Source organism: Pseudomonas sp. LBUM1659 (assembly GCF_059716045.1).
In genome coordinates this window covers 1,850,134-1,871,404 of record NZ_CP166797.1, presented here as the reverse complement: position 1 = coordinate 1,871,404, position 21,271 = coordinate 1,850,134, and the positions used below count along the sequence as shown (strand labels likewise).

Below are 21,271 nucleotides of genomic sequence, written 5' to 3'. Positions count from 1 at the left end.
TTTGGTAGAGGAGTAGTCATTATTTCTGACAAGTCTTTGACTCTTTTAGAGCACCGTTAGACGCATCTGCATGCTTTTTAGAGGTAGAAGTACAATCACCATCCAATTTTCATTGGTTAAGATGGCGCATTGTTGCGGAGATTTCAGATGCGTTACTCGCAGGACCATAAAGCCCAGACCCACAAGCGCATTATCAAGGAAGCCTCAGCGCGATTTCGCCGGGACGGTATTGGAGCGACTGGCCTGCAACCGCTGATGAAAGCGCTGGGGTTGACCCACGGCGGTTTTTACTCGCACTTCAAGTCAAAGGACGAACTGGTTGAAAAGGCACTGCAAGCGGCCGGCGATCAGGTCGAGGCGGTATGTGCCGAGCTGTTCGCCCAGGATCGCCCACTGGATGCCTTCATCGACGCTTATTTGTCCGAATGGCACCAGAACTCACCTCATGAAGGCTGTCCGTTGCCAACCATGTCTTCGGAATTGGGTTTGCGTGGGCAGCCCAGTCCGACCTCGGACGTAGTGCTGAACGCACGGCTCCAACAAATAGAAGACACTCTTGATGGCGAAGATGCCGCGGACCAGAGCATCGTCATCATGTCCGCACTGGTCGGCGCATTGCTGCTCTCGCGCAGCGTCGAGAACCCGGAACTGGCCCAGCGGATTCTCGACGTAACACGCGCGTTTCTTAAACAACCCCAGGGCTAATCCTGCCAGCGCTTGAACAATACGCTGGCATTGACTCCCCCGAACCCGAAGCCATTGGACAGCGCATATTCGATAGCCATTGGCCGCGCCTGACCATGGACAATGTCCACGCCTTGCGACGCGGGGTCCGGATTATCGAAATTCAGGGTGGCTGGCACGATCTGATCGCGAATCGCCAACAGCGTGAAGATCGCCTCAATCCCGCCGGCCGCACCGAGCAAATGCCCTGTCGCCGATTTGGTCGATGTCACCGCCACCTTATTGTCCGAACCGAACAACGACTTGATCGCGGCCAACTCGCCGAGGTCGCCAACTGGCGTCGACGTCGCGTGCGCATTCAGATGTTGCACCTGAGCCGCTGAAATACCAGCCTGCGCCAATGCCAGCGACATCGCCCGGCGCGCACCGCTGCCATCTTCGGGGCCCGCAGTCAGGTGAAAGGCGTCAGCACTGGTGCCATAGCCGACCAACTCGGCTAAAGGCTGAGCCCCGCGCGCCAAGGCATGCTCCAGGGATTCAATCACCAGAAGTCCCGCGCCCTCCCCCATCACAAAGCCGTCGCGCCTACTGTCGAACGGCCGAGAAGCCCGCTCAGGGGTTTCGTTGTAACCACTAGACAAGGCACGCGCCGCCGCGAACCCGGCCAGGCTGACCCGATCGATCGCTGCTTCCGCGCCGCCACACACGGCAATATCCGCTTCGCCGCAACGAATCAGCCGCGCCGCATCACCAATCGCTTGCACCCCGGCCGCACACGCCGTAACCGGAGCGCCCAACGGGCCCTTGAATCCGTGCTGGATCGACACATGCCCCGCCGCGAGATTGACCAGGAACGACGGAATGGTGAAGGGCGACAGTCGCCGAGGTCCACGGCTGTCGGTGCTGCGTACCGCATCGGCAATCGCGCCGAACCCACCGACCCCAGAACCGATAATGGTTGCCGTGCGTTCCTGGGCTTGCGGGTCCAGCGCTTGCCAACCGGCCTGCTTCAACGCCTGCCGCGCGGCCTCCATGGCAAACAGAATGAAGCGGTCCATCTTCTTCTGCTCTTTGGGTGGCGTTGCTCGATCCGGGTCAAAACCTGCCTCGGGATCTTCCGCCACGGAGAGTACAGCGCCGCCAACCTTGGCCGGCAGATCCGCGACCACCTCTTCAGGTAAATTACGCAACCCGGAACGCCCGGCCAGCAAACGCTCCCAGACAGCTTCAACACCGCTACCCAGCGGAGACACCAGGCCCATGCCGGTGACAACTACTCGACGATCACACATGTCGCAAATACCTCAAGCCGATGGATGGCGCCTCATTTGTAACGTGTGGCGGCCCTACTCTTGGAAAGATTCGGCGCCATTACCAGGCGGGCTTTTACAAAGTCGTCCCACTCGGAGGCGTTTGGCAACGATGGAATGGTGATCAGTTCACCTTGGTCCAGACCGGATAACGCTGCATCAACCATTTCACCTGCTTCCATGACCATGTCCGCCGGAATCTGGCTAGCGTCGATACCGGAGCGCTCCCAGATTTCGGTGCGCGTCACGCCTGGCAACACGGCTTGAACCTTGACCCCGGTGCCATCCAGTTCGGCATTCAAGGACTGCGTCAGGCTTAACACATACGCTTTACTAGCGCTGTAAGTCGCATTGAAGCGCTCGGGGAACAACGCCACCACTGACGCTATATTAATGATAGAACCCCGTCCTGCCTTGGCAAAACTGGCGGCTGCCGCCGATGCCAGGCGTGTGACCGTGGTGACGTTAAGCTGAATCAGTTTTTCCAGCTGCTCCATGTCGGCATTCGCCAGCAGACCATCCGCCGCGACGCCAGCGTTGTTCAGCAGCAGACTGATACTCGAATCGCTGCGAAGACGCTGTTCGATCTTCAGTACATCATCCTTTTGTGTCAGGTCTGCCTTGAATACTTCCACCTGAACACCGTGCTCGGCGCGCAACTTGCTCGCCGCAGCCTCAAGCCGATGCTCGTCACGAGCAACCAACAACAAATCAAAACCACGCGCCGCCAACCGCTCAGCGTAAATCGCACCGATACCGGAAGAAGCACCGGTGACGAGGGCCGTACCTTGGGGCTGGGTGGAAGTCATGACTGTGCTCCTGGGAGATGTTTGGAGAGGTGAGCGCCTGAATGCCAGTTCAGTTCAGCGAACGACAAATGAATTATAGGCATAATTTAAGCGTTATATGATAGCCATAATTTTTTATTGACCGATGAAAGGCGCTGCACTGACCCTTTCGCCAGAAAGCAAAGGCCGGTCAATGACCGGCCCCTAGCGTTGAGCTACAAGCTTAGTTCACGTGAAGCTTCTCGCGATTCTTGTCTAGAATCGCTTTACCTATCCCCTTCACTTCCAGCAGTTCGTCTACGGATGAAAAAGGCCCATTACTCTCACGATAGGCAACAATCGCCTTGGCTTTGGCCTCTCCGATACCGGTCAACTCGCGCTGCAGTGTCGGGGCATCGGCTGCATTGAGATCGACTTTGCCAGACTGCGCCTTAGGGGAAACTTCCAGCACCAGAGGTGCGCTGCCTGATTCGGGTTTCGCCGCAGGTGCGGCAATTGTGGCAACAGAAGCGCTGGTGAGCAGGGCAAAAACCAGAGAGTAGAAATAGCCAGTACGCATAATTGAAGCTCCATGACATCGATTTAGAAAGCAGCTTTTCCGAAGCTGCCTTCCAAACTTAGGCCATGGGATGGAACTGTCAAAAGTGTGTCCGTTACAGGATATGAATAAATAAAGTCAGGGATGCATGCGATCGATAGCCTGATTGGGCGCTGTCATAAGTTTTGTGCTCGGGCATGAACACACTGCAGACCTGCATCGTCCATCTGATCCGTAACAACGTTGATTACGCCGCTTGGAAAAGCGGCGCGAGCTGAGCAAAGCGCTGAAGCCGATCTATCAGGCACCCACGCCGAGCAAGCGCTCGCCACCTAAGAAACGGGACCTGGGGCAAACAATATCCAACGGTAGCCGCGAACTGGGGCCGTGCAGCCCATGGTGTACATCCCTGTGCTCTGAGCGAAGGTGACCGGTAGACAGGGCATTGAAAAACCGTGAAAATCGCCGACCGCCTTCTGTCTTCCCTGCGAACTCACCACATGGCTGCAAAGAAATCTATCAGCGCGCTATCCTCTCCATTAGCGGCAAGTGCTGCAGCAATTATTGGCCGGTTTCTCTTGCTTGGCACAGGGGCTTTGACCGGAATTTTATTGCCGCTCACCATGAAACAGGAGTCGGTTGGTTTATTTTTTCTTTGCCAATCCATAATAGCGGCGCTTGCAACATTGGGTCAGTTGGGTTTGAGCATTACGTCCCCCGCCATTATTTCGAGAGCGATGGGTGTTAAAGATAATGGCCGAATAAAACAAACATTACTTCGGACCTTGTTAATTGGTGGTTTAGCAGCTTGCGCATTCGCCTTTAGTTTCTGGCTAACCCTTCACCTGCTAAATAATTTATTAGATTCAGAATTAGTCGGAGCACTACAAACACTCGCACCTCTGATTTCAATCAGTATGGTACTGGCTGCCCTGGTAACCTTGCTATCTGAACAGCATCGAGTATTAGGACACTTCGTCCAAGCCAGTTTCCTGGTTGTGGGGGCAGGTGTCGCGAGCGCCGCCACCGTGATAATTGCCTGGCAGTCGAAATTGACGTTGCCGCTTGACATGTTGCTTCTGGCAGGACTAACCGGTGTTTTATGTACCGCATTGCTTGGTGGCTACTCCTTGTGGCGCTGGTACAGGGCACATACTGGAGAAATCATCCAGCCTATCGGCTATACAGAGATACTCCGACAAACTTTACCTAACGTTACCACAACAAGTGTGCTGTTCATTGTTGCTCAAGCCGACTTGTGGATCATTGCGTATTTTGGCAGTACAGCAGATGTTGCGATTTACGGCTTAGCGTCACGACTTGCTGCATTGGTTTTGATACCGCTGGCCGTCATCAACACCGTCATCGCACCGTCAATCGGTCGTATATGGGTGCGCAACAAAAGACGCTACCTTCAAAAGGTAATGGGCATAGGCGCCGGAGCAGCGACAGGAATGGCGATCTTCGGCTACATACTATTCGCCGCTGCAGGCAAGTTCATTATTTCGAAAACGTGGCCCGATGAATACTCACAGGCTTACTATATATTCATTATTCTCGGTATCGCGCAAGTGGTTCAGACGTACGCTGGTACCGCTGGCATGGCATTGGTCATGCTGCAAAAACAAAATATCGCGATGAAAATTTCTGTCGTAAGTGGTGTCCTGATGATTGTCGGCGGAAGTGTGGCAATCATTTTTTATGGAATTATAGGGCTGGCTATCGTCTATAGCGTTGGCAGCATCATCCAATCCACTCTGATGATTTACTACGTACGTCGGATATTCGGTCTGAAAACAACTGCCAACTACAAATCACTCACGCAATTCGCTCGCGTCTATTTTCGCAAAGAGATTCCGCATGAAAGATAAAACCCTGAACCTGCCAAAGGTCAGCATCGTCATACCGACATACAATACCGGCCGGTATGTATTGGATGCTATTGACAGCGTAAAAAAACAGACCTATCAAAATGTCGAACTGATTGTTGTGGATGATGGATCGACAGATGACACGTCCGACTTGCTGAAAAATCTTCCAGACGAGTTTTTGCATTTTCGACAAGAAAATGCCGGTCAAAGCGCCGCGATGAACTTCGGATGGAAGCAAAGTACCGGAGATTTATTGGGTTACCTTAGCGCCGACGATAGATTGCACCCGACGGCCATCGAAAAAATCGTTTCGCTCATGCAGTCGTCGCCAGAAACAGTGTTGGCGTACCCTGATTTTTGCGTAATCGACGAACATTCGTCCTATGTCCGAACCATTAATGCTCCTGACTTTTCCAGCGAACTCCTTGTCGCAAATTTTCAGTGCTTACCTGGCCCAGGTGCATTGTTCAAACGATCAACATGGGAACAAGTGGGTGATTGGAACACCGCGTTAAGGAACATTCCGGATATGGATTTTTTCTTACGCCTTTGCCAGCGCGGCCCGTTCATCAGGGTCCCTGAAGCTCTGGCAGACTTCCGTATTCATTCTGGCTCGACCACCTATAATAGATCCACGGCCCAGAGATCAGACGAGCCGGTCCAGGTGATTGAGAGCTTCTTTAACAGTGCTGATTTGCCGAAACCCTACTTGCGCTGGAAGAAAAGAGCCACGGCGAACGCACTCATGCTCTCTGGATTCATGCACGGTTTTTCTGGTCGATACGCAGTCTCTTTTAAAAGAATGGCTCGCGCTGCTGCGCTGCATCCCTCATCGCTTTTTTCTCGCAAGATGATCAGCTACGTCATTGGAATCTATAAATCCAGATCGGTGAAAAAATGAAAGTAATCCCGGATAGCTTTATGGTGCGCCAACCAATCACATTATCGATCCTCGCCATGGTGCTCATGGTCAGTATCGGCGCAACTTTTTATTATCCGGGAACAAAAATATTATTTATAGCGTATAGCGCTCTATCTATTGCGATAGTACATGCCACGCTTATCAATCGTGCAAAAAGTTATTTCAGCTTCTTTCTATTTTCTTTTCTGACACTCGGCTGCTGGGCAAAAATTGTCTTGCACTTATTCCTGGGCAACAACTTTATCGAACCGATAGGTGATTTCGATGAGTCCCCGGTAGCTTGGGACAAGGCCGTTACGGTACTGATCACTGCGTTCGGCGCCCTGCTCATTTGCTACTATTCTGTCGCACTCAAAGCCAAAGACCGAATCGAACTCAAAAATAACATAGTAAACTCCAGGCTTTTACCTCCACTACTGGTATTAATGGTCCTATTCACCATAGGGCTTTTGACATTCAATTACTATTTTTCAATTTTGAAAATTGGTTACGAGCCGACTTTAAAGTTAAATAGTTACATCTACGTGGTGGTGGCGTTCATGGTGGCCTGGGGCAATGCCATTGCTCTTTCAACGTTAGCCTACTGGATGGTTGCAAACGGCACACTTGCCCCTCGCACACTTTTTTATATTGTTATTATCGAAGGTGCACTGACCGCTATTTCCATGGGTAGTCGGGCGCAGATGATTCTTCATGTTGCGGTTCCATTCGTAATTTACCTGCTTCAAGGCAAACGCCTAGGCTGGCACCTGTCGAAACGAGACTGGATAAAAATAGTTTGTGCCACGGCACTTTTGTTCGTATTTTCGCTTCTTGCTGTTTCAGCTGACCGATTGGCGTCCTTTGCCAAAGCGGTACCCGTTACGGATGCAGCGTTAATGAAGCAACAAGCAAATGTAGATAACGCAGGTAACGCAGGTAACGCAGGTAACGCAGGTAACACCGATAACGCAGGTAGCGCCGGTCTTGCAGATAATGCAGTTACCGCTTCTAAGAACACACTCAAACCTTTCGAAAAAGCATTGACACCTAGTCAGGCGAAAATACCATATGTCGCTCCGCCCCTAACCCCCGAACAGAAGATCAATCTGATAGCTAAGGAAATAAGCAAGTTAATAGTTGATCGCTGGATCGGCATCGAAGGCGTGCTAGCAGTGACGAGCGACCAAAGTCTAAGCATCCGGCTATTAACGGAGGGGCTGAAGGAAGATCCGGCAAAAGGTACACAAGCAATCTTTCAGCGTATATCCGATGCGAAGTATGCACACTTTGAGAATTTTACTTTTATGACAATTCCTGGCCCTATCGCGGTTCTCTTTTATAGCGGTAGCCATCTTGTACTTTTCGCCGGCATTATGCTTCTTTTCTTCCTCGGTTACAGTATCGAGCTTGCCACAAGAAAATTGCTAAACAATGCCATGACCAATGCAACAGTAGGCATTGCAATAGCTTACCTCATCGTTCAGATGAATTTCCCGATCGCTTTCTGGTTTTTTATTGTAGAACTTTCAGCATTCCTGGTTGGTCTACTCGTGCTCAAATTGATACTTGACAAGACAACCATGAGGACCTCTAAGGCTATGGCTTCGTAGTTCGCACTTTATCAACTCCGATACGGCCCTCAAAATACTCGATCATTCCAGTGGCAATAACCTTCCAACTGTAGTGATCGATGATGTACGTTTTAAGACGATTGCCCTTTTTAGCCAGATCGCCAACATCAGAAAGCATGAGCTCGAGCCCCTGACTGATTCCGACGACAGTGGGCTCGACTACGTATCCCCCATCAATCGCTTGTACCTCGTCGAACCCGCAGGTATCAGTCAGTAGCACCGGCAAGCCAACAATACCCGCCTCGAGGGCAACGAGTGACATTGCTTCTGATCTGGACGGGATAACCAACATCAACGCGTGTTGATAAGCTTCATTACGCTGGGCCTCATTCAGGAAACCAATGAAATGAATCTTATTCGCGAGCGCGCTATCTGTGAACAATAACTGTAATTCTTTCTGCATGCCAAAATCAGGTCCAGCGAGAACTAATGGATAAGCTTGCGCAGCCGGGGTAGCGAGATAGGCTTGAAGTAGAAGATCAGGTCCTTTTACAGGCGCCAGTCTTCCCATGAATAGGATGTAGGGCTCGAGAGGGAGACTTGCTTGGGTACGATTCGGAAACAACACCGGCTCCGATACCGCATTTGAAAATACGGGTATACAGTCTTCTGGCAGGCAGGAGATGTGCGCAATGAGCGCCCGTTCAAGTTGAGTGATCGCAATAAAGCCTGCAGCTCCTTTGATCAGTGACTTGCCAAGGAGAGTATGAAAAAGCCTCATGATCGGTCGAGGCTTTCCGACAGACGCAAACTCACCAGCCGGGCACAATACGTAAGGCGTTTTCGCCAGCCTGGCCAAGAATCCGATGAACACGCTGAGTAAATTCCAGTAACCCATGATATGTATAACGTCAGCGGACTGAATTGCCTTCCACGCCCGTAAAGGATTGACCAATGGGACTGGTAACCGGTGGCCAATCCTTCCCGTAATGTAGGTCTCTATACCATTGGCATCGAACTCTGACAGCCAAGAGTCGCCGGCCATAGCAATGACTTCACAGGGACAGCCTGTCTTCTCGGACAAAGCCTTGGCCAAATGCCGAGTACGCTCAGCCGTACCTCCTCCTCGCTGAGCATCAAGCGAAATGTTAACCAATAAGATCTTCATGCATTCGCCCTCAAATATTTAACGTAACTATCAAGGCGAGTAGAAAATTGCGCACGATCAAAAAAACCCAGTTCAGGCAAACGAGTATCACGAAAACGTCGCATTGGATCTGAATTACTAACCTTGCGCACATTCAAAACGTAACGAAGGATACTGGGAGGAAGATAAGGTATACGAGAAAAAACCGGTCGACCGAATGCTTTCATCAGGCAGTCCTGAAGGTAAGCAAAATTATTATCGGGCGCAGAATCCTCGGTGACGACAATGATTTCACCCTGGACAATTGTTTCTACGGTGGTGATAAAAAGTAATACTTCGACTACTTTTTCAACGCTGACGAGATGCATTCGACGGGCACCATACAACGATCGACGTAGTGCGAGCTTCCAATGAGGAGCACTTGAAACCTCTTTTACGAACGATACGATATTCAGCCCTCCCACCCCAAACACCGCTCCCAGCCGCAAAACCAACACTTCAAAATGTTCGGCCACTTCAGCACGTACGAGCGTTTCAGCAGCTGCGTGCTCTCGTTCATAAGGTGTCATGGGCACTATCGGAGAAGCAGATGTACAGATACTGTCCTGACTTGCTCCAAATACGTCGATACTTGAAACATGGATATAGCGCTTAACGCAAGCGGCGCGGCAAGCCTGCAGCACGTTCTCAATCGCCGGCAAGAACCAACCCGATCCGTCTGGGCGGAGTAAATTCAATACGGTACAGCCAGGGGTCAATATCGCCGCCAGCGAAGCGCAATTCTCTACATCGAAGCGCTGAACGTGTATCGATGAGTCAGCCAACCAAGCCGGTTCGTTCCGATGCACCGCAAAAATAATCTCGAATGCGTTGCTGGTATCCAACAATGCGTTGAGAAGATGATGGCCTACGAAACCAGTACCGCCAATCACCACAAGACGCTGCATTACGCCGTTCACCCTGGTCCCACTGTCATTCTTTACACTATTCAAGACTATTCTTTCCTATAACTGGCGACTAGATGACGTCCGTACAATCGACAAGGTTGCTCTACCAACCGGTACGAAAATTCTACCATCAACCCCAATAGAACTGCGGCGACTATAAGCATCAAAGCAATGTGTACCTGCGTAGGTTCACCTCCTCCCCCTAGCCTGATAAATATTTCGCGTGTCAGATAATACGCGATAGTATGGATCAAATAGATAGAGTAGGATCGCGAGCCAAAAAAGCATGCAATCCGGCGCCCTCGCTCCGAACTCACGATATAGTTTTTGTTGAAGGAAGCGAGTAAAACTAAAGCAAATGCCGTCAGAACAACATAACTGTGAAATAAAGAAAACCAGTCTCGTCGAGCGAGCAACACTGTCGCCGCCAACAATGACATGACGCAGATAACTCTAATTACATTATTATTGTCGAACAAACGGATATTTTTTAAATAAACGTTTTGCTTTAGTACAGCAAGAAGCACTCCAAGCATTAATGCATCAGTACGAAAAAACCATAACGGCGTCCCCCACGGTCTAGCGATACCGAGTTGCAAAAGCACAATTATCAGCAACGCTGGGACCAAGTAACGCATTCGAATAAAAAATAACAAAAACGGGAACACAAAATAAAACTGTTCTTCTAGCGACAATGACCAATAGACCCAATAGTTGGGACTGATCGCGCAAGGTAGCCATTGAAAATACACACAACCTACAAGATAACCGTTCTCAAACTGCAACATACTAAAAAATGCATTAGTCAGGCTGTCATTAAAGGAACCAAAAACTCCATCTTTGAAAAAAAAGGAACACCAGAGCGAGAACACGCTCCAGAACATCGCGGCAGGCCATAGCCTGGATACTCGCTTGACCCAAAATACTTTTGCGACAGTACCAAACGTTGAATCACGTTGTTGAAGAAGAATCTGGCAGATTAAAAATCCAGAGATGCAGAAGAATAGATCCACACCACTACCCAACCAAAATACCGATAAAGATGACGTCCAAGCGGGTATCAACTCACCTAAATGGGCGATCACCGTCATACCGACCGCGTAAGTTCTTAGTGCTTCGATATCGATATTTTTTCGCATTCTGTTCGTCGTTTGGAGTAATGGCACTGTTAGCCTACTATCTCACTCCGTTGAGCTAATGGCACTTCACTAAGCGTTACGAGGCGTACCCCATTTATGGCACACCTACTGCCAGACATGCCTTACGTTTTCCGCGTAATGTCTGGCGAGCAGTTCCCCAGTAGCAGACTGCGAATATGGGATTCAGGACGCAGTTTCTCAGCGTCTACGTAGAAGCCCTTCCGATGCTGACTATCCTACTCCCATATGTCGTGATCAGGGCTCAAGTCGACGTTGCTGGTAGATCCAGTCAACAATTTCGCCATCCGGCGTGTAACCCTGGACAGTCTCACGTAGCAATTGACGGACACGGGTGTAGTCATCCCGCTCGACCGCAGCCAGCAGTTCGGTAAGCCTGACCTTGAGCACATCCCAAGCCAGATGATCCTCGTTTGCAGTCATGATCATCGGATGCTGAGTTGCAGCTACGTTATCCCCAATCAGCAACTCTTCGTAAAGCTTCTCTCCTGGGCGTAGGCCGGTGAACTCGATAGCGATATCGCCATGGGCATTTTTGTCTGAGCGGACACTTAAACCGGACAGATGAATCATCTTTTCCGCCAGTTCGACGATTTTTACTGGCTCGCCCATGTCTAACACGAATACGTCGCCGCCCTGCCCCATAGAGCCGGCTTGAATGACCAGTTGTGCGGCCTCGGGAATAGTCATGAAGTAACGAGTGATCTTCGGGTGCGTAACTGTTAGCGGACCACCCGACTTGATTTGCTTATGGAATAAAGGGATAACCGAACCTGAGGACCCCAGAACATTACCAAACCGGACCATCGTAAATCGAGTTTTATTAACCGTAGAGACACTAGTACTATCGCCAAACAACACCGGCCCGGCCTCTTTACTTAATGCCTGAAGAGTCAGTTCAGCGAGCCGTTTGGTACTACCCATTACGTTGGTGGGCCGAACCGCCTTGTCGGTGGAGATCAGCACAAAGTTCGAGACTCCTGCCTGCAAAGCAGCTTGAGCTGTATTAAGAGTGCCAATCACGTTATTTAGCACACCCTCAGCAATATTGTGTTCAACCATAGGAACATGTTTATAAGCCGCGGCATGATAAACAGTGTCTACGTGCCAAGACTTCATCACATCCAGAAGTTGATGCTGGTTTCGAACCGACCCTAAAATTGGCAGCAATTTTACCGACAAGGATTCACGATTAATTCGCTGTTCAAGCTCAGAAAGAATACTGTAGAGATTAAATTCGCTATGTTCGAACAACAAAAGAACAGTCGGACGAAGTGCCAAAATTTGTCGGCATAGCTCGGACCCTATGGAGCCGCCTGCACCAGTGACAAGGACCACCTGCTCCTTGATGCAATGCTCAAGCAGCTCCTCTTGAGCAGGCACTGCATCGCGCCCCAACAAATCGGCAATATCCACCTCCTGGATATCATCGACCTTAACCCGCCCGCTTGCCAAGTCCATGAACCCAGGCACACTACGGACATGAAGCGGGTAACTCTCAAGCAAACCGAGGATCTCACGACGACGACCACGAGACGATGAGGGAATCGCCAGTAGAATTTCTTGCGCGCCAGTCACGTCAATCATCTGCTGAATATGCTTGGGTTTGTAGACCTGCAGTCCGGAGATAATACGACTGGCAATACTGCTATCGTCATCGATAAAGGCAACAGGTCGCATGATACGCCCCATTCGCAACGCTGCGACGAGCTGATTTCCGGCAGCTCCAGCCCCGTAGATAGCTACTTTAGGCAAACCGTCATCACGATTGGTGAAAGGGACATGTTGAGCCGCAGAAAACCAATCGCCGAGGAAAAACTGACGCATTGCCAGCCGCAAACCACCAATCATGACCAAATTCAACCACCAGTAGTTGAAAATGATTGACCGAGGTACGACATTTTGATGATTACTGTACCAATAGACGACAACGCCGAGTATTAAGGATGACAGGCTGACTGCCTTAATTATTGCGATAAGAGCGTCATTCCCGAAGTAGCGCATAACAGCGCGATACATGCCAAAGCGGATAAAGAGCGGAATGGCTACCACTGGAGCACTTAGGAAGAGCCAAAGGTGTTGAGTAAAAGGATTGATTAAATCATCAATCCCCAAGCGAACAACAAATGCCATCCAGAGGGCTAGCCAGACAAGGACGATGTCTACCGTCACCTGAATAAGTCGTTTACTTCGGCGCGGAAGACCTAATAGCAAAGCTCGGAACTTATCCATACCCCTACGAACACCTCTCACCACACTTTTATTAGTCAGACACTTTGAGTGCCACATTCGCATACAATCAACACTTTACAACATCAAGTCTAAACACCTGAGGATGGCGTCTTTTCTAACTCCCCTGCGTGAAACATTATGGCCAAGACGATTAGAGGAAAGTAGGCGATCATCAGCCCGAGCGCTCCATCAAGCCCAAACTTTGTTACGCAGATTCCGATAGGTAACAACCAAAACAGGTTGATGCCTCCCACCGCAAGCGTGACTGGCAAGTGCTTTCCAGCAATTCGCGTAGCGTACTGATAAGCATGGCTGCGGTGAGCTTCGTAAACCTTGTCTCCTCGAACCAGCCGACGTAGCAGTGTAAATGTCGCATCGACAATAAACACGCCCAAGAGGATAAGCCATACCCAAAGTAGCTGCGATGAAACCCAAGAAGCCTGTAACGAAATCATTCCCAGGGTGATACCCAAAAACCCGCTTCCCGCGTCCCCCATAAAAATACGTGCAGGAGGAAAATTCCAATAGAGAAACCCGGCAACGGCCATTGCCAGTATCAAAGGAGTCCATAAAAGCTCAGTAAACCCGCCAAGCCAGTAAAGTAAACAGGCCCCGAGGCAAGCACACAAAGCCTCAATACTAGCAACACCGTCAATTCCATCCATGAAATTGTAAAGATTTAGCATCCAAACCAAGTAAATGACCCCAAGAAGGTGTCCGACCCAGCCGAGATCAACTGTCCAACCAATAACAGTGACAGAAGGAAGCCCACCAAACCAGAACAACGCCCAAGCACCAGCACTGAAATGACCAAGTAAGCGCCATCGAGCGGCTATATGCCCGTGATCATCCATAAAACCGATGACCGCAACCAATCCTCCAGCACCGCCTAAAGCCACCAGGGCTTCCCAGGGAACTAGATTTGCCCAACTCAATAATGGTAGTGAGAACAGGAAAGCTACAACGATTGCAACCCCTCCCCCCCGCGGCGTCGGAACCGAATGAGAGCTACGAGCGTTGGGGATATCAATAATACTTAAAGCAAGCGCATAGCGACGTAATCCCGCAGTAAGACATAACGAAGTAATGGCCACAGCAGGAATTAACCACCAGTAAATCATTGTTTGCGACTCTCTTGAAAGTGCATAGCCGCCTCCTTCAAGGCTGAATCCACCGAAACTAATGGTTTCCAGCCTAAAACTTCGCGAGTCTTGCTTATATCTACCCTAAGCGATCCACATAGCCGTTGCGACAGATCTGTCTTCCCAAGAAGGCGAGCGCCCAAGCGAAGTATCCATACTGGCACAGGAAGTAGACGCGCGGGCTTGTCCAACGCACGCGCCATTCTCCGCAATAGTTCAGAAGTCGACAGGTCTTCACCGTCACTTACCATGAAGGTCTGATTGGCAGCCGAAGGATGCTCCATACATAAAACAATAAGGTCAACTAAGTTATCTAACGCAACAAGGCTTCGACTATTTCGAATCGCACCAAATGGTAAAGGAACGCCTTTATCAAGCCATTGCATCATCTTCAAAAAATTCGCCTTAACACCAGGCCCATAAACCAATACAGGTCTGATTATTACAACCTCCATCCCTGTCCTTTCGGCAATAGCTTTCAGCCCTAATTCCGCTTCCATTTTGGAAACACCATACGGATCTAGAGGTGCAGGTGCTGTCTCAGGTGAGTAAGCATCACTCTTTGTCGTGCTCTCTCCATTGACCTTTATAGAGCTTATAAAAACGAAACGACGAACACCAGCTAAGGCAGCCTGCTCAGCAAGCTTTAGCGTCCCTTTAACATTAACTGCTCTAAATGCCTCCAGAGGATCTAATGCTTGATCGTTCATAACATGAACTCGAGCCGCCGTATGGACGATAACGTCCATACCAATCAAATTTGGCGTCCAATCCACAGAAGAGGAAAGTTCAAAATTTTTGAGCATGCGCACCGTTACAGGACAATCGATAGACTCACGACGCGCGGCTGCATAAACCTCAACGTTTTTTTTGTTTGCTAAAACCTTAAGCAGCCTACTGCCAACAAATCCAGACGATCCCGTCACCAATACGCGCATGCGTCCACCCTTTTATGCCTTAGACCATACGGTACGATTAATATAGTCCGTATAACTATAAACAACTCGTGCTATCTGTTTTGAGACTGGGCCGCCAAGATAGTCCTTTACAACAGGAATGACACGAGCCCCACGGTGATGCTGACTTGTCACAACCCGCACTGCATCCAGCACCCGGTCAACTTTGAGCCCACACATGATGAGTGTTCCCTCATCCATTCCCTCGGGGCGCTCATGAGCATTACGAATTGTCACCGCCGGGAGGTTCAACAAAGAGGCCTCTTCGGTAATGGTTCCGCTGTCAGACAGGACACAAAACGAACCCATCTGCAACTTGATATAATCTAACAAACCAAATGGCTTGACAAACCGAATCAACGGATGCTCAAGGGACTCGCCCAATGCTTCAAGACGTTTTCGCGTGCGTGGATGCGTAGAGACAATAACTGGAAATCCATAATTATCGGCCAATGCACGAAGCGACCCTAGGAGATCGATCAGGTTTCCAGGTGTATCGACATTTTCCTCGCGGTGAGCACTAACTACAAAAAACTTGCCATCCTCCAGCTGCTCACGCTCCAAGATATTAGACGCCAAAATTTTCGGCATATAATGATCAAGAACTTCCTCCATGTGCGAACCGGTTTTAATGATCGTTTCAGGCCTAATGCCTTCATCTAAGAGATACCGACGAGCATGCTCAGTCAAAACCAGATTAATATCACTCAGATGGTCAAGAACCTTACGATTCAACTCTTCGGGCACTCGCTGATCAAAACAACGATTGCCTGCTTCCATATGAAAAACCGGAATTTTTCGACGCTTAGCCGCGATTACAGCTAAGCAGGTATTAGTATCCCCATACAACAAAAGTGCGTCGGGCTTTTCTAGTTCAAATATCGCGTCTGACTTCGAGATAACTTCAGCAATAGTCTGCGCTGCTGTCTCACCCACAGCACCAAGAAAATGGTCAGGCTTTCGAATTTCAAGATCATCAAAAAAAACCTGATTCAACTCATAGTCATAATTTTGACCAGAGTGAACGAGAACATGATCAGTCTGCTTGTCCAATTCTGCAATAACGCGACTCATCTTAATAAGTTCGGGCCGTGTTCCCACCAGCGTCATAACCTTAAGCATCTAATTGCTCCTTAATGAAGTCCAATTTTAACAAAAGTTCTTTAATGCCAGGAACATCCAAACGCTCGGTATTATGCGAAGTATAGTCATCCAATTCGGAAATATTTTGTTCGCCTTCGACAAAATATTTCTTGTAATTAAGATCCCTATTATCGGCGGGAATACGATAGTACCGCCCCATATCCTCGGCTTTGGCCATTTCTTCACGTGAAATTAGTGATTCGTACAGTTTTTCGCCGTGACGAGTACCGATGACTTTGATTGCGTTATCGCCCAAGAAGAGCTCTTTAAGCGCCTGAGCCAAATCAGCAACAGTGGATGCCGGTGCTTTTTGAACAAAAATGTCGCCTTGCTCGGCATGCTCAAATGCGTGAAGAACCAAATCAACAGAGTCATCAAGTGACATCAGAAAACGCGTCATACTTGGATCTGTAACAGTCAGCTCATGACCATCTTTAAGCTGTTTGACAAAAAGAGGAATTACCGATCCTCGAGACGCCATAACATTTCCGTAACGGGTAGAGCAGATGACAGGTCCAGTTTCGGGAATGATCCGGGACTTGGCAACTACAAGCTTCTCAGCCATAGCCTTGGAGATACCCATTGCGTTAATGGGGTACACAGCTTTGTCAGTACTAAGAACAACGACTCGACTAACATTATTGGCGATAGCCGCATTGAGTACGTTTTCAGTACCAATTACGTTGGTTTTAACGGCCTCCATCGGGTAAAACTCACAAGATGGAACTTGTTTTAGCGCCGCGGCGTGAAATATGTAGTCCACACCGACCATCGCTTGGGAAACACTAGCGTAGTCTCTGACATCGCCAATATAAAATTTGACTTTGTCATTACCTAACGCTATACGCATGTCTTCCTGTTTTTTTTCATCACGACTAAAAACACGAATTTCCTTGACGTTAGTATCGAGAAAACGCTTGAGTACAGTATTTCCAAACGAACCAGTACCGCCCGTTATCATCAAAATCTTATCGTCGAACATATTGATCACCAAAATTTAAAGATGGAAGTTTAACGGTTAGCGCGCATAGCTTCAATTAGATCAGGCCACTGTGGAGGCGCATACCCTGTAGCCGTTCGGAACCGGGACGAATCTAATGACCGATCAATTTGTAGCTGCTCATCCGGGACAATGCTGATTTCTTTTTGATAAATCTTGGCGACATGGCGCAACAACGTCAGCTTATCGATTGGCTGTGCGGAGACATGGTATAACCCCTGGAGGGTGGGCTGCGGGATTACAAAATCTAGAATGACGCGAGCCAGCTCAACCGTTGGCAACCCGGAAAAAACAGCTTTTGAAAACCCTTTGACAGAGCCCGATTGCGAAAGAAACCAGTCAATGAGCGATGATTGACTATTCAGTTCATGTCCGATAATAGAAGTACGAAGAGTAATGACATGCGGCTGGTCAACAATCTCTCCGATATACTTAGATTTCCCATACAAATCTTCAGCATCAGAAATATCGCTTTCTTTATACATACCTTTTCGACCGGAAAAAACACAGTCAGTACTAATATGTACTAAGCGACTCCCGACCAAAGCACACAGCTTAGCCAGCCGATGGGGCAACATCGCGTTAATGGGCAATACCGACAAAGGATCTTTAGCAGAGCTTAATTGTTTGATCAACCCAATACAATTAATTACAACATCAGGCTTAGACCGCTCAAAGACATCAACCAACGAGTCTTGATCAAGAACATCAACGCCCGATATCAAACTGCCTTTAACTTTGCTATCAAAACTATCAATTGCTTTAGCATTACGAACCGTTCCAATAACACTCAATGCAGACGAACTGCTGAGCACTTTGAAAACAGCATTACCCAGCATACCTGTTGCACCCAAGACCAATACACGCATTCCGACACCTATTTTCTGTTGAGACGCGCAGTCAAGATATCAATCAATCGACCGCTTTGAAAATCCATATCAAAATTTTCATTAAAATATTTCAATCCTGCCGCCCCCATTTTATCACGCTCAACGCTTGAGCTCTCTTTCAATGCTAAAATGGTTGCAGCCAACAACTGACCACTTGCAGGGGGGCACACCAATCCGGCGCCAGACTCACTGATCACCCGAGCCCCCTCACCCCTTAAGGCCGCAATAATCGGGCGACCGGCGGCAAGATAAGCCTGAATTTTGCTAGGAATAGTATAAGAGAAAATTTCCTCATCATTCAGAGAAACCAACAACGCAGCAGCACATTCAAATATTTCAGGCATGGCGTCCGCTGGAAAGCGACCAGGCAACACCAGATTATCCAGATGAAGTGATTTTTTTTGGCTTACCACCCATTCGAGCATGCTGCCACTGCCGACGATGAATATCCTCACCTCTGCTTCTTGCTTTAATAACGACGCGGCCGCAACAATACTTTCCACTGACTGAGCCGTACCAACGTTACCCGCAAACACCACGCTAAAATGGCTTTCGAGCTCACTTTTCAGAGCTTCGGGAATCACATCCCCTATAACTGAAAATTTTGTGCTATCTATTGAGTTTGGAAAATAAACCAACTTTTCAGAACTAGCATGTTTTTTTGTCGGCTCAAAAAAAGCCTGAGACTGCAGCAACAGAGTATCACAACACTTATAAATACCCCGAACCATATACCCCACTGACTTGAGCACCCATGATTTTTTAACAAACCCGGTCGCAGAAAGACTTTCCGGCCATAAGTCCTGCACCCAGACAGCTAAGTGCGCGCGCTTGAGCCACTTCAAAAGTATCGCGGGTATTACCTGGAGAATAGGCGAAGGGGCAAAAACTATAATAAAATCGAATTTTTTCCCTTTAAGGAGCCTAGGGAAATACCAAAGTCCCATCACAACAAATGACAAGTAATTCAATACCAGTTTTTTAGCCCCTCCCTTACCACGAGGATAAACTGGCACACGAACCACATCGATCAACGAGGAATAGCGCTCGCACTGCACTCCCTTGGCACTGTAACCATCATAAATATCCCCATCGGGATAATTTGGTTTCCCTGTGGCAACGGTAACTTCATGCCCCTTGCTAGCAAGCTTGATCGCCAAATCATTTATTACAAATGACTCAGGCCAAAAATATTGGGACATCAGTAAAATACGCATATACGCCCATCAAACCTGTTAAATAAGCGCGCTATCAATAACAACTTCATTCCGCGAAAGCCTTCGAAAATTTGAAAAAAAATAGCCCACTAGCAAACATAAAAAAAACACTAGATAAACAGCAGAGCTATACCTCTGTAAAACTCCAACAGCTCTCGACAAATCGACACGTAAACACCCAATCAGCGAGGATGAGAGCGCCAAGGGAAATGACTGACGAATAAAAGCCACAAGACAATAACCCCCCCTCCAAAACATAACGGGGCTTCTGGTTAACGTCGATCGGCGCTTCAAGACTACCTGCGAAAGCAAGCTTATCAGCATTAACTACCGAGTCGCTCTTACTGGGGATGATATGACGAATGAATACCAAACTGATAAATCCAGCGCCGCAGGTTACGAGCGTTTTCATGCAAAACTATACCTTGAGTTCCTGACAGCCATCGATCTACCACTGCCCAATCCATGATGCAAAGCCATCCGTGCTAGCTAAGGCCTCTGACAGAGCTAACCTCAACCGGAGCGGCCATATACCACCACTCGGAAAAACACTCTATTTTACAGCTTAGTGCCGGTTTTACTAATAACTACAGACAATCTACGACGCAAATATGACGTGTTCCTCGGGCCCGTCTCGATCAGACAAGGCGCTTGCGAGAAGCCCTAGACGCACGCCCCAGCAGCCAAACGAAAATCGGACCTATAACCATGCCGATCAGTAAAGCAAGAATCATCACCAGCGATACCGGCAGTTGCGGCCCCGCCCAACCGAGAAACAACAAGGAAACCGATTGCTGATTCTCGAGAATAAAAGCCAGAATCGCCAAAATCATCAACAAAGCGAACAATGCCATTAGTACGCGCTTGAGATTATGCATGAGCGCCTCCTAGAATTTCGGCCACTGTCAAAGCCCTTCCTCCTCGTCTTCGTTCACACGATCACGCAGTTCTTTCCCCGGCTTGAAATGCGGAACAAACTTTCCATCCAGGCTAACCGACTGACCGGTTTTCGGATTACGCCCAACCCGCGGCGCCCGATAGTGCAAAGAGAAACTGCCAAACCCACGGATCTCAATACGATCCCCAGTGGCCAGGCATTGTGACATTTGTTCAAGCATGGTCTTGATGGCCAGCTCAACATCCTTGGACGAGAGCAGCCCTTGATGGGTGACAATTCGTTCTATCAACTCCGACTTCGTCATATTTTTCCCTTCTTTTTCAAGCAGCTAGGAAAAGCGCTTCAAAGGTTTTAGCATGCCCGGAAGAATTTGAACAGCCTGAGCGTTGACATATCTTTACCGAGGAAGCCTACCAATCTCAAACAGCTACAACACAAATCAACCTCAACGACAGACCACCAGCATGGTCCGTGTCAGATACCCCGCAGGATTGAAACCAAAAGGGAATACATCTTCTTCCTTCACATCATCGGACCTTGCCAGGACTTTATACTCCGCAGCCTTACACTCCTTTTCCGCACGCTTGCGACATTTTTCCCACCCGGAGCCCAGCCCCGAACAATCAATCTCGATACCACTGACCCCACGTACGACGTGAGTCTTGGCATTAGTAGTACAACCCGCCAATATCAGAACTGCCATTGCGACAATGAGCTTGTTCATTCACTTCCTTATGTCAGACACCCTACCCGACTGTCGCTCACTTCAGGCCAAAGGTTAGCTGCAAACAAACGATTGATCTGATTAAAGAAAAAGACAGCGCATCGCAGATATTGGTTTCACAAACAACGATTGCAGCCGCAAGCACCAGCGAT

The 21,271-nt window shown here is 48.8% G+C and carries 20 protein-coding genes and 1 pseudogene; 5 read left to right on the top strand and 16 right to left on the bottom strand.

Annotated elements, in window-relative coordinates; genetic code table 11:
- The first annotated feature begins 147 nt into the window (after window positions 1-147).
- Window positions 148-705 (top strand): TetR/AcrR family transcriptional regulator, encoded by a 558-nt coding sequence (locus ACA048_RS08475; RefSeq protein ID WP_497628739.1) that lies wholly within the window; start codon window positions 148-150, stop codon window positions 703-705.
- On the opposite strand, the gene fabF is transcribed toward ACA048_RS08475, so the two are convergent.
- From fabF to ACA048_RS08460, 3 genes are all read right to left on the bottom strand, one after another.
- Window positions 702-1,976, bottom strand: coding sequence for a beta-ketoacyl-ACP synthase II (gene fabF / locus ACA048_RS08470; protein WP_497628738.1), 1,275 nt, complete (start codon window positions 1,974-1,976; stop codon window positions 702-704). The genes ACA048_RS08475 and fabF overlap by 4 nt on opposite strands.
- Window positions 1,977-2,008: 32 nt before the next feature.
- Window positions 2,009-2,803 (bottom strand): SDR family NAD(P)-dependent oxidoreductase, encoded by a 795-nt coding sequence (locus tag ACA048_RS08465; RefSeq protein WP_497628737.1) that lies wholly within the window; start codon window positions 2,801-2,803, stop codon window positions 2,009-2,011.
- Window positions 2,804-3,005: 202 nt separating this feature from the next.
- Entirely contained in the window at window positions 3,006-3,341 is a 336-nt protein-coding gene (locus tag ACA048_RS08460) for a ComEA family DNA-binding protein (RefSeq protein WP_497628736.1), read from the bottom strand.
- Between the two features lie 182 nt (window positions 3,342-3,523).
- Here ACA048_RS08460 and ACA048_RS08455 point away from each other — a divergent pair.
- The 4 genes and pseudogenes from ACA048_RS08455 to ACA048_RS08440 form a co-directional block, all read left to right on the top strand.
- Window positions 3,524-3,730, top strand: a pseudogene (locus ACA048_RS08455) (transposase); the annotation flags it as partial.
- 45 nt (window positions 3,731-3,775) lie between these two features.
- Window positions 3,776-5,191 carry a lipopolysaccharide biosynthesis protein gene (locus ACA048_RS08450; protein ID WP_497628735.1) on the top strand — a complete coding sequence of 472 codons (1,416 nt, stop codon included), beginning with the start codon at window positions 3,776-3,778 and terminating at the stop codon, window positions 5,189-5,191.
- Window positions 5,181-6,092, top strand: a complete 912-nt coding sequence (locus ACA048_RS08445; RefSeq protein WP_497628734.1) for a glycosyltransferase — start codon at window positions 5,181-5,183, stop codon at window positions 6,090-6,092. Before ACA048_RS08450 ends, ACA048_RS08445 begins: the two co-directional genes overlap by 11 nt.
- A complete protein-coding gene (locus ACA048_RS08440; protein ID WP_497628733.1) occupies window positions 6,089-7,705 on the top strand; it encodes a hypothetical protein in 1,617 nt (538 codons plus the stop codon). Before ACA048_RS08445 ends, ACA048_RS08440 begins: the two co-directional genes overlap by 4 nt.
- Here ACA048_RS08440 and ACA048_RS08435 read toward each other — a convergent pair.
- From ACA048_RS08435 to ACA048_RS08375, 13 genes are all read right to left on the bottom strand, one after another.
- Window positions 7,692-8,834, bottom strand: a complete 1,143-nt coding sequence (locus ACA048_RS08435; protein WP_497628732.1) for a glycosyltransferase — start codon at window positions 8,832-8,834, stop codon at window positions 7,692-7,694. The genes ACA048_RS08440 and ACA048_RS08435 overlap by 14 nt on opposite strands.
- Window positions 8,831-9,760 (bottom strand): NAD-dependent epimerase/dehydratase family protein, encoded by a 930-nt coding sequence (locus ACA048_RS08430; protein ID WP_497628731.1) that lies wholly within the window; start codon window positions 9,758-9,760, stop codon window positions 8,831-8,833. The genes ACA048_RS08435 and ACA048_RS08430 overlap by 4 nt, the downstream gene beginning before the upstream one ends.
- A gap of 47 nt (window positions 9,761-9,807) precedes the next feature.
- Window positions 9,808-10,899, bottom strand: coding sequence for an acyltransferase family protein (locus ACA048_RS08425; RefSeq protein ID WP_497628730.1), 1,092 nt, complete (start codon window positions 10,897-10,899; stop codon window positions 9,808-9,810).
- A gap of 255 nt (window positions 10,900-11,154) precedes the next feature.
- Window positions 11,155-13,149, bottom strand: a complete 1,995-nt coding sequence (locus tag ACA048_RS08420; RefSeq protein ID WP_497628729.1) for a polysaccharide biosynthesis protein — start codon at window positions 13,147-13,149, stop codon at window positions 11,155-11,157.
- Between the two features lie 89 nt (window positions 13,150-13,238).
- Window positions 13,239-14,270: an MraY family glycosyltransferase gene (locus tag ACA048_RS08415; RefSeq protein WP_497628728.1), complete on the bottom strand. Its 1,032-nt coding sequence runs from the start codon at window positions 14,268-14,270 to the stop codon at window positions 13,239-13,241.
- Window positions 14,267-15,229, bottom strand: coding sequence for a UDP-glucose 4-epimerase family protein (locus tag ACA048_RS08410; RefSeq protein ID WP_497628727.1), 963 nt, complete (start codon window positions 15,227-15,229; stop codon window positions 14,267-14,269). The genes ACA048_RS08415 and ACA048_RS08410 overlap by 4 nt, the downstream gene beginning before the upstream one ends.
- Window positions 15,230-15,241: 12 nt before the next feature.
- Entirely contained in the window at window positions 15,242-16,369 is a 1,128-nt protein-coding gene (gene wecB, locus ACA048_RS08405) for a non-hydrolyzing UDP-N-acetylglucosamine 2-epimerase (RefSeq protein ID WP_497628726.1), read from the bottom strand.
- Complete coding sequence (locus tag ACA048_RS08400) at window positions 16,362-17,372, bottom strand: polysaccharide biosynthesis protein (protein WP_497628725.1); 1,011 nt, start codon at window positions 17,370-17,372, stop codon at window positions 16,362-16,364. Before ACA048_RS08400 ends, wecB begins: the two co-directional genes overlap by 8 nt.
- Window positions 17,373-17,401: 29 nt before the next feature.
- Window positions 17,402-18,259, bottom strand: coding sequence for a dTDP-4-dehydrorhamnose reductase family protein (locus ACA048_RS08395; protein ID WP_497628724.1), 858 nt, complete (start codon window positions 18,257-18,259; stop codon window positions 17,402-17,404).
- 8 nt (window positions 18,260-18,267) lie between these two features.
- Complete coding sequence (locus tag ACA048_RS08390; RefSeq protein WP_497628723.1) at window positions 18,268-19,497, bottom strand: glycosyltransferase family 4 protein; 1,230 nt, start codon at window positions 19,495-19,497, stop codon at window positions 18,268-18,270.
- Between the two features lie 638 nt (window positions 19,498-20,135).
- On the bottom strand, window positions 20,136-20,375 hold the full coding sequence (locus tag ACA048_RS08385; protein WP_497628722.1) for a lipopolysaccharide assembly protein LapA domain-containing protein: 240 nt from the start codon (window positions 20,373-20,375) through the stop codon (window positions 20,136-20,138).
- A 27-nt stretch (window positions 20,376-20,402) separates the two neighbouring features.
- On the bottom strand, window positions 20,403-20,699 hold the full coding sequence (ihfB, locus tag ACA048_RS08380) for an integration host factor subunit beta (RefSeq protein ID WP_003369729.1): 297 nt from the start codon (window positions 20,697-20,699) through the stop codon (window positions 20,403-20,405).
- A 141-nt stretch (window positions 20,700-20,840) separates the two neighbouring features.
- Entirely contained in the window at window positions 20,841-21,119 is a 279-nt protein-coding gene (locus tag ACA048_RS08375; protein ID WP_497628721.1) for a hypothetical protein, read from the bottom strand.
- Window positions 21,120-21,271 lie beyond the last annotated feature (152 nt).